The 11,791-nt window shown below is 43.5% G+C and carries 8 protein-coding genes, 2 tRNA genes and 3 rRNA genes; all 13 read left to right on the forward strand.

The annotated features are described in order from the left end of the window. Nucleotides 1-111: 111 nt before the first annotated feature. Nucleotides 112-417: a (2Fe-2S) ferredoxin domain-containing protein gene (locus GM418_RS15720; RefSeq protein ID WP_158867979.1), complete on the forward strand. Its 306-nt coding sequence runs from the start codon at nt 112-114 to the stop codon at nt 415-417. A gap of 81 nt (nt 418-498) precedes the next feature. Then, on the forward strand, nt 499-1,629 hold the full coding sequence (locus GM418_RS15725) for a homocitrate synthase/isopropylmalate synthase family protein (RefSeq protein ID WP_158867981.1): 1,131 nt from the start codon (nt 499-501) through the stop codon (nt 1,627-1,629). Next, nucleotides 1,626-2,801, forward strand: coding sequence for a porin (locus tag GM418_RS15730; RefSeq protein WP_158867983.1), 1,176 nt, complete (start codon nt 1,626-1,628; stop codon nt 2,799-2,801). Before GM418_RS15725 ends, GM418_RS15730 begins: the two co-directional genes overlap by 4 nt. A gap of 20 nt (nt 2,802-2,821) precedes the next feature. Continuing rightward, the gene (locus GM418_RS15735; protein WP_158867985.1) at nt 2,822-3,217 is read left to right on the forward strand and encodes a hypothetical protein; all 396 of its coding nucleotides are present in this window, start codon (nt 2,822-2,824) and stop codon (nt 3,215-3,217) included. Nucleotides 3,218-3,243: 26 nt separating this feature from the next. After that, nucleotides 3,244-4,008, forward strand: coding sequence for a molybdate ABC transporter substrate-binding protein (gene modA / locus GM418_RS15740; protein ID WP_158867987.1), 765 nt, complete (start codon nt 3,244-3,246; stop codon nt 4,006-4,008). Between the two features lie 8 nt (nt 4,009-4,016). Beyond that, nucleotides 4,017-4,715: a molybdate ABC transporter permease subunit gene (gene modB, locus GM418_RS15745; RefSeq protein ID WP_158867989.1), complete on the forward strand. Its 699-nt coding sequence runs from the start codon at nt 4,017-4,019 to the stop codon at nt 4,713-4,715. Continuing rightward, on the forward strand, nt 4,712-5,800 hold the full coding sequence (gene modC / locus GM418_RS15750; RefSeq protein WP_158867991.1) for a molybdenum ABC transporter ATP-binding protein: 1,089 nt from the start codon (nt 4,712-4,714) through the stop codon (nt 5,798-5,800). Before modB ends, modC begins: the two co-directional genes overlap by 4 nt. 334 nt (nt 5,801-6,134) lie before the next feature. Further along, nucleotides 6,135-6,317, forward strand: a complete 183-nt coding sequence (locus GM418_RS15755) for a hypothetical protein (protein WP_158867993.1) — start codon at nt 6,135-6,137, stop codon at nt 6,315-6,317. Between the two features lie 163 nt (nt 6,318-6,480). Next, a 16S ribosomal RNA gene (locus GM418_RS15760) occupies nt 6,481-8,002 on the forward strand. 148 nt (nt 8,003-8,150) lie between these two features. Further along, nucleotides 8,151-8,224 (forward strand) — tRNA-Ile (locus GM418_RS15765). Nucleotides 8,225-8,310: 86 nt separating this feature from the next. After that, nucleotides 8,311-8,384, forward strand: a tRNA-Ala gene (locus GM418_RS15770). A gap of 327 nt (nt 8,385-8,711) precedes the next feature. Beyond that, a 23S ribosomal RNA gene (locus GM418_RS15775) occupies nt 8,712-11,511 on the forward strand. 102 nt (nt 11,512-11,613) lie between these two features. Then, nucleotides 11,614-11,724, forward strand: a 5S ribosomal RNA gene (gene rrf / locus GM418_RS15780). Together the 16S, 23S and 5S rRNA genes with 2 tRNA genes alongside form the textbook arrangement of a ribosomal RNA operon. Nucleotides 11,725-11,791 lie beyond the last annotated feature (67 nt).

Raw genomic sequence — 11,791 nt, forward strand, 5'->3', positions numbered from 1 at the left:
AACCTTCCCCCAAAAGGGAAGGAATTGAAAAAACTTAAAAAAAAACTAAATAAATTAAATTAAAAAATTCTGGCTCCCTCTCCTTTGGAGAGGGCCGGGGAGAGGCTAATTATGAAAAAACCAGATTATCACATTTTAGTTTGTAACTCGTACAGGGTTGCCGGCGATGCCAAAGGTTATTGTAATAAAAACGGTGCTGCCGATTTTATACAATATATAATGGAAGAATGCAACGACCGCGGATTGGATGTTGCTGTTTCTTCAACAGCATGTTTAAATGTTTGCTCACAAGGACCGGTTATGGTAATCCATCCCAATAATTATTGGTACGGCGGATTAACCGAAGAAAAAATTGATGAAATATTAGACGCATTGGAAGAGGGGGAAGCTGTTGAGGATTATCTCATCAGTGATTAATTAGATTAAAGAGCTTGCTGTATTTCACTTCGTTATACTCCCCCTCTTTTTTAAAATTTTAAAAATTAATTTTTAAAACAAATGAAAAAACCACATCTAATCGATACAACGTTACGCGACGGAGAGCAAGCACCAGGTGTGGTTTTTTCTTTGAAAGAAAAAGTCGAGGTTGCCCGCCGTTTAGATGAAATCGGAATTCCGGAACTTGAAATTGGAACTCCGGCAATTGGGAAAAACGAACAGAACGACATTCGTTGTCTTATTAATCAGGGATTTTCCTTTCAGTCAACTTGCTGGGCACGGGCTACAAAAAATGACTTGGAAGCTTCGTTAAACTGCGGTGCAAAACGTGTCAACCTTTCCTTTCCTGTTTCCGATGTTCAGTTGAAGGCCATCGGAAAATCAAGAAGTTGGGTAATGGATTCCATTCCTGAAATAATGGAATTTGCCGCCGACTCTTTTGAATTTGTTGCCGTTGGTGCGCAGGATGCTTCGCGTGCTGATGTTGAGTTTTTGAAAGAATACATTTCTGCTGTAAAATATTTTGGCGCCAAACGAATACGGATTGCCGACACCGTTGGTGTGATGAACCCGTTGAGCGTACAAAATCTTTTTAGTATTCTTGCGGGCACATTTCCTGAAACGGATTTTGAGTTTCACGGGCACAACGATTTGGGAATGGCAACAGCAAATCATGCAGTGGCATTAACTTCAGGTGCTTCTTCGGTAAGTTTAACCGTAAACGGACTTGGCGAACGCGCAGGAAACGCGCCTTTGGAAGAAGTTATTTTTGCCCTCAAATACTCGTATGGTATAAACCTGGATTTTAACGGAAAGCTTTTAACCGAACTCTCCGCCTTTGTCGAAAAAATTTCAGGACGGAAATTGCCCATTTCAAAACCGGTAACCGGCGAGATGGCCTTCTCGCACGAATCGGGCATTCATTGTCGCAGCCTGAAAGAAAACTTACTCACTTATCAACCTTTCAACCCGGAAGAAATCGGGAAGGAAACTATATTTGTTATCGGGAAACATTCCGGAACAGGAGCACTCACCGATTTCCTTGCTAAACGCAATATTTTTTTATCGAAAACCGAAACCACTGATTTGGTTGTAAAAATCAAATCGCTATCAACCCAATTAAAACGAGACCTGAACTTCACTGAAATTCAAAATTTAATTCAAACAAAACAATTTAATTTTTCAGTATGAAGTTTAAAATAATGCTAACCCTGTTGTTGGTTTTTTTTCTGAAACAACTTGTTTTTGGGGAAAAGCCCGATGAAGAAAAGTTTAAACCTACCATATCACCTTATTTAAAGGTACAGTTTTGGAATGCTTACAGCGAAGGAATTCAGTCGGCAGATGGAGCACGCACTCAAGAGCGTTTAGCTTCCTATTTCAGAAGGGGGCGTGCCGGATTAAAGGGGAATTTATTGCCTGAAATAAGTTACAATCTTATGGTGTCGTTTGATTATCTGGCAAAAGACGAAAACCTTTCTACCAAAGGAACTGCAAATGCCGGAACCTTTAGTATCTGGAGTTTTTATTTTACGTGGAAGTTAAATTCTGAAAACGATTGGCTGAATATTACAGGAGGTTATTTTTTGCCGCACTTGAGTCGCGAGTCAACAAATTCACCATGGAGTGTGAGTTCGCTCGATAAAGCCGAAACTTCGTGCTACCTCCGTCAGTTTGTAACGGGTAAAACCAATGGAATTTCCCCGGGAATAAACATCGGAGGAATGGGCAAAATTGGTACACCAACGTTATTATATAATTTGTCGTGTGTCAACCGGCAGGATAAAACAAGTATTCAGACAGAAAGCTGGTCGCCGGTGGTGCTGGGGCATTTTATGTTGAATTTTGGAGACGATGAATTTCAGAAGTATAAATACACTTTTTCAAATAATGTTTTAAAAAAACAAAAAAGTGCGACCTTGGGAGTTGGATTCTCAAAACAGGGAGAAACTGACGCATTTGAATCTTCTTCAACGATTGGCGCTGATGCAACCATTTATTTGGGAGGCCTGAAAATGGATGGTGAATATTACCGATTGTCCCGGAAAAATGAATCGAAATACAATGCAGAGTGTGCGATGGGACGAGTGGGCTATAATATTTTCCTCAAGAAGAATTGGATTTTGGAGCCTGTGGCCATGTATCAGGTTTTTAAAGGAGATGATAATTATTCTGATGCTTCTTTTTTTGACGGGAGCGACAAAATAACGGATCTCGGAGTTAACCTCATTTCAAAGCCAAAAAATATAAAGGTAAACCTGCATTATATATTTCACGATGGCGATGGAACAAAGAATCATTACATCAGCGATGAAGAAACACCTGGGAATTATGCTGTATTAGGAATTCAGTTCACAATATAAAAATCTAAAAAACCGGAAAAATGGAAGAATGGAAAAAATATTACGATGAGGCAGCAAGTTATTCAAAAGCTGCTTTTGGTGCCTTTAACAAAAAAAGGCTCGGAAACCATGTGGTATACAATTTAATTGGCCTGGCCATTGAAAATTATCTCACTGCACTCTGTATGAAACTTGGTATTATGCCCGAACATTCAAGTATTGGTTCCATGTTACATCTGTTAAAAAAGCAGGTTGAGGTTCCGGATACTTTTTCGGCTGAAGCTCGTTTTATAAATAAATTTATGAATTTTTGTTCGCTGGAAGTTTTGGATACTCCGGAACCCGGGGCTTCTGATTTAGTAAGAATGTTAAGTTTCACTGAAGACGTTAAAAATTTTACCGAACAAATTTTAGGTGTTAAAGCGGAAAATGTATAATTGATTTTATATTTTAACCTCAAAATATGAAATACTATATATATATAATAGTAGCAGCGATTTTTTTTGCCGGCTGTGCAACCAAAAAAAAGAATGCAAAAAGCGAGTTGGTTTTGTTTTGTGCCGCCAGTTTAACCGATGTTATTTCGGAGATTACTTCTGATTTTGAAAAGAAGAACAATGTGGAAGTAAAAATCAATTTTGCTTCGTCAGGTACGCTGGCCAGGCAAATTGAACACGGAGCCACACCTGTTATTTTTATTTCGGCGAATAAAAAGTGGCTCGACTATCTGAATAAACTTTCATTTACTATTCCTGAAACAGAAAAGGAAATTGCCGGAAATTCTATGGTTTTAATTGCTCCCGGCTCAAGTTCTCTGGAACCGGTTGCTTATTCTTCTGAAATGAATTTACCGGAATTGTTTGAAGGACGGCTTTCGGTTGGCGACCCAAATCATGTGCCGGCCGGAAGTTATGCTTTGCAATTATTGAAAAGTTTAGGTTGCGAAGAAGAATTGGAACCGCGGTTTTTGCCAGCAAAAGATGTTCGTTCGGCATTGATGGTGGTTGAGATGGGAGAAGTTGAAGCCGGTATTGTATACAAAACCGATGCATTAAAGTCGGGGAAAGTAAAAATTATTACTGAGTTTCCCGATTCGCTGCATGAGCCTGTGAATTATTACATGACGGAAATAAAGGGGCAGAAAACCGATTTATCGGATAACTTATATAAATTTATCAGTTCGGAAGAAGTGCTTTCGGTTTGGGGGAAATACGGTTTTACGCATTAAGTCAGAATTTGAATGGACTCTTTACATATTCTTCATCTGAGCTAACTGCGATTCAACTTTCACTAAAAGTCGCGTTGGTATGCACGCTTTTTGTCTTGCCGTTTGCTATTTTTATTGGCTGGTTTCTGGCCCGCAAACAATTTTTCGGAAAAGCTTTTGTTGAAGGATTTTTGCATTTGCCGCTGGTTTTACCCCCGGTAACAACGGGTTATATTCTGCTCGTCGTTTTCGGAACCAACGGTTGGCTGGGGAGTTTTTTTTATCATCACCTCGGAATAAAAATCGCTTTTTCATTCCCGGCAGCGATTATTGCTGCGATTGTTGTGTCGTTTCCGCTGGTTACGCGCTCCATTCGTCTTTCCATTGAGTTGGTTGATAAAAACTACGAGGAAGCTGCGCGAACTCTGGGCGCATCAAATTTGCGTGTGTTTTTTACAATAACATTGCCATTGGCTTTGCCCGGAGTAATTAGTGGTGCAATTTTGGCTTTTGCCAGAAGTTTGGGCGAATTTGGAGCTACCATTTCTTTTGCCGGAAATATTTCAGGCGAAACGCAAACCTTGCCACTTGCCATTTTTTCAGCCATGCAGGTTCCCGGCCAGGAGTCTTCAACTTTGCGTTTGGTTGTTGTTTCGGTAGTTCTTTCTTTGCTTGCAATGATTGGTGCTGAATATTTAAACAAACGAATTTTAAAACGAAAACTATGAATCCGTTTTTGAAATTCGACATAAAATTGCAGCGGAATGGTTTTCTTTTAGATGTTGGAGCCGAAATTGAAAATGGAATTACCGGCGTTTACGGTCCGTCAGGACATGGAAAAACCAGTTTGTTAAATTCAGTTGCCGGATTGGTAAAACCTGATTCCGGATTTATTCATATAAACGGAAATACCGTTTTTAATTCAGAGCAAAAAATAAACCTCCCGACAAAAGACCGGAAAATTGGCTACGTTTTTCAGGATGTACGACTTTTTCCGCACTTATCGGTAATCCGGAATTTGAAATTCGGGATCAATAAAAGGAGTTCAGAAAGAATAAATTTTGAAGAACTCACTGATATATTAAATATAAAATCGCTGCTTCAGAAGAAACCTTCAGAATGTTCAGGCGGCGAAAAACAACGCATTGCTATTGGCCGGGCTTTGTTAAGTGGCGCCCAAATATTAATTATGGACGAGCCCTTTTCTGCGGTAGATGTTAATTTGCGTAATAATATTATTCCTTTTCTGAACACAATTAACAAACGATTTAATATTCCGATGTTAATTGTTAGTCACGATTTACCCGATTTACTGAGTTTAACCAACCATCTTTTATTATTAAAGGATGGAAAAGTTCAGGCGCTTGGGAATTTTCAGGATTTAATTCTTGATGAGGCCAATATTGGAATAATGAAAGGCGCCGGTTTATACAATGTATTCGATTTATTTGTTTTTGCAAAGTTGCCTAACCGCGACCTCGTTTTACTAAAAAGTGAGAAAAATGATTTCCAGGTTCAGGTTTTATGCCAGCCGTTTCATGGAAAAATTGAGATCGAACAAAAAAAGAAAGTACTAATTCGCCCGGAAGATATCTCTATTTCTTTGCAGTCGATCGCCCAAATTTCGCTTCGTAACCAAATAAAAGGAACCATTGAGAAGATTTTTTCAAAGGATGGTTTGTCGTTTTGTTTGGTAAATGCGGGCGAAAAAGTGTTGGTGGAGATCACTGAAGCATCAAGACAAAATATGAATCTCGACGTCGGTACAACGGTGTTTTGCCTTTTTAAATCTGCTGCATTAAAAATTTTCTAGAAAAATATTTCGGGTAATAATATTGATTTTCAATTCATTGTTTGTTTGCCTTCAAAATATCCTTAAAATAATCTCATTTTTTATTTGGAAGTTTCAAAACCTTGTCTACTTTTGCATCCGCTTTTAGGGCAGGTTCATTGAGAAATTGAGAGGTAATTAAACAAGAGATGAAGATTACTAAGTAATCGACTCTGGATCGTAAAGTTTTCTGAAAAAAAAGGTCGAAAAAAACTGCAAAAAGTTTTGGTGATTAAAAAAGGCTGTCTATATTTGCAGCCGCTTTCAGAGAGCGGGTTCATTGAGAAAATGAAAAGGTGATTGGATAGAAGAAAAAGTGGTGCACTTAACAAGTGCAAAACTGGAGAAAAAAGCCAAAAAATATTTTGAAAAAATCAAGAAAAAGTTTGGCAGGAATAAAAAAGTGATTACCTTTGCCGCCCCGAAAGGGAAAAACGTTCCGACGGATATAGAGTTAGATAGAGGTAGAGAGAGAGATGAAGTCGGGGAAAAATATTGAGAAACATAGATGTCAGCATTTGGTTAGATTGAGAAAGATTGGGTGCTGATTTTTTATGGGAAGTTCTTTCAAATTTTGAAGCACAAAAAAGCAAGGTTTTCCAACTTTGTTAATTTCTAAGAGGATTTAACCTGAGCGAAAGATATTTAAACTTTTTATATATACAACGGAGAGTTTGATCCTGGCTCAGGATGAACGCTAGCGGGAGGCTTAACACATGCAAGTCGAGGGGCAGCACGGACTTCGGTCTGGTGGCGACCGGCGCACGGGTGCGTAACGCGTATGCAACCTGCCTTATACAGGAGGATAGCCCATGGAAACGTGGATTAATACTCCATAGTATTATTTTTTCGCATGGAAAAATAATTAAAACTTTGGTGGTATAAGATGGGCATGCGTAAGATTAGCTGGTAGGTGAGGTAAAGGCTCACCTAGGCGACGATCTTTAGGGGTTCTGAGAGGATTATCCCCCACACTGGTACTGAGACACGGACCAGACTCCTACGGGAGGCAGCAGTGAGGAATATTGGTCAATGGGCGCGAGCCTGAACCAGCCATCCCGCGTGCAGGATGACGGCCCTATGGGTTGTAAACTGCTTTTCTATGCCAAGAAACCACTCTACGTGTAGGGTGTTGCCGGTAGCATAGGAATAAGCATCGGCTAACTCCGTGCCAGCAGCCGCGGTAATACGGAGGATGCAAGCGTTATCCGGATTCATTGGGTTTAAAGGGTGCGCAGGTGGGCTTGTAAGTCAGTGGTGAAATACTGCCGCTTAACGGTAGAATTGCCATTGATACTGTGAGTCTTGAGTATGGTTGAGGTAGGCGGAATGTGTTGTGTAGCGGTGAAATGCATAGATATGACACAGAACGCCGATTGCGAAGGCAGCTTACTAAACCATTACTGACACTGAGGCACGAAAGCGTGGGGAGCGAACAGGATTAGATACCCTGGTAGTCCACGCTGTAAACGATGTTCACTCGCTGTTTGCGATACACAGTAAGCGGCTGAGCGAAAGCATTAAGTGAACCACCTGGGGAGTACGATCGCAAGGTTGAAACTCAAAGGAATTGACGGGGGCCCGCACAAGCGGAGGAACATGTGGTTTAATTCGATGATACGCGAGGAACCTTACCTGGGCTTAAATGTAGATTGTATAGATTGGAAACAGTCTTTCCCTTCGGGGCTATTTACAAGGTGCTGCATGGTTGTCGTCAGCTCGTGCCGTGAGGTGTCGGGTTAAGTCCCATAACGAGCGCAACCCTTACCGTTAGTTGCCATCGGGTCAAGCCGGGGACTCTAGCGGGACTGCCACCGTAAGGTGAGAGGAAGGTGGGGATGACGTCAAATCAGCACGGCCCTTATGTCCAGGGCTACACACGTGTTACAATGGTCGGTACAAAGGGCAGCTACACAGCGATGTGATGCTAATCCCAAAAGCCGATCCCAGTTCGGATTGGAGTCTGCAACCCGACTCCATGAAGTTGGATTCGCTAGTAATCGCGCATCAGCCATGGCGCGGTGAATACGTTCCCGGGCCTTGTACACACCGCCCGTCAAACCATGGGAGCTGGGGGTGCCTGAAGTCTGTGACCGAGAGGAGCGGCCTAGGGTAAAACCAGTGACTGGGGTTAAGTCGTAACAAGGTAGCCGTACCGGAAGGTGTGGCTGGAACACCTCCTTTCTGGAGTTTAGGTTAAAACGGAGGAAGTTAACAATTTGGTCCTTGCTTTTTTTAAGATATTACAGATAGAGTTCAAAGTTTAAAGTTCAAAGTTCAAAGAATTGCAACTCGAAACTTTAAACTCGCAAGACGGAGCTCTATAATATAGAGTCCCGTAGCTCAGCTGGTTAGAGTACTACACTGATAATGTAGGGGTCCCCAGTTCAAGTCTGGGCGGGACTACTGCTCAGTTTAAAGTTTAAAGTTCAGAGTTTAAAGTTGAAAGAATATTTTGAACATTGAACCCTAAACTCGAAACTTACAGACTTGGGGGATTAGCTCAGTTGGCTAGAGCGCTAGATTTGCATTCTAGAGGTCAAGGGTTCGACTCCCTTATTCTCCACGGAGGCTGAAAAGTCGGAAAAAAAGAAAGTCCACGCAAGTGGCATGCGTTCAAAAAAAATGAAATACTGAACAAAGCAGGACAAGTTTATATAAAAGCACAATCTGAAACAAGGGAGGTGCAACTTGAAACTGCAGAGGATAAGGCTGGTGCCTGATGTTAGGGTTCGATTCCCTGGTTATCTGCGTTTAGCGGTGGAAAAGTAAAGGTACTTTGTACATTACATACTACTAGCTGATAAAGTTCTTTGGCATGTTGGGAAAATGAGTCAAATCACAATGAGACGACACAAAGAAAAATAAAGACGAATCAATACGAGGATTCAAAAAGAAAGTTACAAAGGGCGTACGGAGGATGCCTAGGCTCTCAGAGGCGATGAAGGGCGTGACAAGCTGCGAAAAGCTGCGGGGATTGGCAAATATGAATCGATCCGCAGATACCCGAATGGGGCAACCCATCCATTAGGATATCCGGGGTAACCTGGAGGCAAACGTGGGGAACTGAAACATCTAAGTACCCACAGGAAGAGAAAACAATAGTGATTCCCAGAGTAGTGGCGAGCGAAATGGGATTAGCCCAAACCGGTTTTGTTTCGGCATGACCGGGGTTGTAGGGCTGCGATATGGAGATATATTTTGAAGTAGAATGGTTTTGGAAAAGCCAACCCAAGGAGGTGACAGTCCTGTATACGTAAGAAATATTATCCTAGCAGTACCCTGAGTAGGGCGGGGCACGAGAAACCCTGTCTGAAACAGCCAGGACCATCTGGTAAGGCTAAATACTCCTGAGAGACCGATAGCGAACAAGTACCGTGAGGGAAAGGTGAAAAGCACCCCGAACAGGGGAGTGAAATAGTACCTGAAACCGTACGCTTACAAGCGGTAGGAGTCTGTATTTATACGGATGACTGCGTGCCTTTTGCATAATGAGCCTACGAGTTAGTCGTCACTAGCGAGGCTAAGCCTTTAAGAGGTGTACCCGAAGCGAAAGCGAGTCTGAACAGGGCGTAAAGTTAGTGGCGCTAGACGCGAAACCTTGTGATCTACCCATGGCCAGGTTGAAGTGATGGTAACACATCATGGAGGACCGAACCAGGAAGCGTTGAAAAGCTTTTGGATGAGCTGTGGGTAGGGGTGAAAGGCCAATCAAACTGGGAAATAGCTCGTACTCCCCGAAATGCATTTAGGTGCAGCCTTGTAAAAGTTTTGCAGAGGTAGAGCTACTGATTGGATGCGAGGGCTTCGCCGCCTATCAAATCCAGACAAACTCCGAATGCTGTAAAATGATTTACAGGAGTGAGGGCATGGGTGCTAAGGTCCGTGTCCGAAAGGGAAAGAACCCGGACCATCAGCTAAGGTCCCCAAGTGTATGCTAAGTTGAACAAACGAGGTCCGGCTGCAGAGACAGCTAGGATGTTGGCTTGGAAGCAGCCATTCATTTAAAGAGTGCGTAACAGCTCACTAGTCGAGCGGCTGGGCATGGATGATAATCGGGCATAAGCATACCACCGAAGCTATGGATTTGTAGTAATACAAGTGGTAGGGGAGCATTCCAGGTGTGTTGAAGATGTAACGTGAGTTATGTTGGAACGCCTGGAAAAGCAAATGTAGGCATAAGTAACGATAAAGGGGGTGGGAAACCCCCTCGCCGATAGACTAAGGTTTCCTGATCAACGCTAATCGGATCAGGGTAAGCCGGGACCTAAGGTGTACCCGAATGGGGAAGCCGATGGACAGCAGGTTAATATTCCTGCGCCGGCCATGCATTAAAAGTGACGGAGGGAAGTAGTTGCTAGGTACTGACGGAATAGTACGTTGAGCCTAGCCTTCGGGCGAAGCGAAGTAATGAATTCCCTTCCAAGAAAAGCGAGCATGGACGCCCGTACCGTAAACCGACACAGGTAGTCAAGGAGAGAATCCTGAGGCGCTCGAGTGATTCGCGGCTAAGGAACTAGGCAAAATGACCCCGTAACTTCGGGAGAAGGGGAGCCAACCGCATGGTTGGCCGCAGAGAAATGGCCCAGGCGACTGTTTATCAAAAACACAGGGCTCTGCTAAATCGCAAGATGACGTATAGGGCCTGACACCTGCCCGGTGCCGGAAGGTTAAGAGGGGATGTTATCTTCGGAGAAGCATTGAATCGAAGCCCCGGTAAACGGCGGCCGTAACTATAACGGTCCTAAGGTAGCGAAATTCCTTGTCGGGTAAGTTCCGACCTGCACGAATGGTGTAACGATCTGGGCACTGTCTCGGCCGCGAGCTCGGTGAAATTGTAGTAACGGTGAAGATGCCGTTTACCCGCAACGGGACGGAAAGACCCCGTGAACCTTTACTGCAGCTTCGCATTGACTCTGGGTAAGTGATGTGTAGGATAGGACGGAGGCTATGAACCGGTTTCGCCAGGAATCGGGGAGCCATCCTTGAAATACGTCCCTTTGCTTACTTGGCGCCTAACTCCTCACGGAGGACATTGCGTGGTGGGTAGTTTGACTGGGGTGGTCGCCTCCAAAAGCGTAACGGAGGCTTCTAAAGGTACCCTCAGGCCGATTGGTAACCGGTCGCAGAGTATAATGGTATAAGGGTGCTTGACTGTGAGACCGACGGGTCGATCAGGTAGGAAACTAGAGCATAGTGATCCGGTGGTTCCGTATGGAAGGGCCATCGCTCAAAGGATAAAAGGTACTCCGGGGATAACAGGCTGATCGCTCCCAAGAGCTCATATCGACGGAGCGGTTTGGCACCTCGATGTCGGCTCGTCACATCCTGGGGCTGGAGAAGGTCCCAAGGGTTGGGCTGTTCGCCCATTAAAGTGGCACGCGAGCTGGGTTCAGAACGTCGTGAGACAGTTCGGTCCCTATCTGTTGTGGGCGTAGGAGATTTGAGAGGACCTGACACTAGTACGAGAGGACCGCGTTGGACATACCGCTAGTGTACCTGTTGTGGCGCCAGCTGCATTGCAGGGTAGCTATGTGTGGACGAGATAAGCGCTGAAAGCATCTAAGCGCGAAGCTCACCTCAAGATGAGATCTCCCTTAAGGGCCGTAGGAGACGACTACGTTGATAGGCTGCAGGTGTAAAGTCAGTAATGGCAAAGCCGAGCAGTACTAATTGCCCGAGAACTTTTTTACGAATTGGTCCTTGTATTGACAAATTTATTTTTTCTTTTCCCAACTGCCTTAAGATATTAAATTGGTATCTCTTTACAAGAGGAGATGTAAGCCATAAAGATTTTAGGTGGCTATAGCGGCGGGGCACCACCTCTTCCCATTCCGAACAGAGAAGTTAAGCCCGCCAGCGCCGATGGTACTGCGTAAAAGTGGGAGAGTAGGTCGCTGCCAAATTTATTGAAGCCCGTGTTCTTACTTGAGCACGGGCTTTACTGTGTGTAAATGTTGTTAATTAACGTGA

Origin of the sequence: Maribellus comscasis, assembly GCF_009762775.1 — a bacterium.
Taxonomy (GTDB): Bacteria; Bacteroidota; Bacteroidia; order Bacteroidales; family Prolixibacteraceae; genus Draconibacterium; species Draconibacterium comscasis.

Bases quoted from the DNA above. Each gene is read 5' to 3' on its own strand.
- GM418_RS15720 (WP_158867979.1), top strand. From the start codon at position 112: ATGAAAAAACCAGATTATCACATTTTAGTTTGTAACTCGTACAGGGTT.
- GM418_RS15725 (WP_158867981.1), top strand. From the start codon at position 499: ATGAAAAAACCACATCTAATCGATACAACGTTACGCGACGGAGAGCAA.
- GM418_RS15730 (WP_158867983.1), top strand. From the start codon at position 1,626: ATGAAGTTTAAAATAATGCTAACCCTGTTGTTGGTTTTTTTTCTGAAA.
- GM418_RS15735 (WP_158867985.1), top strand. From the start codon at position 2,822: ATGGAAGAATGGAAAAAATATTACGATGAGGCAGCAAGTTATTCAAAA.
- modA (WP_158867987.1), top strand. From the start codon at position 3,244: ATGAAATACTATATATATATAATAGTAGCAGCGATTTTTTTTGCCGGC.
- modC (WP_158867991.1), top strand. From the start codon at position 4,712: ATGAATCCGTTTTTGAAATTCGACATAAAATTGCAGCGGAATGGTTTT.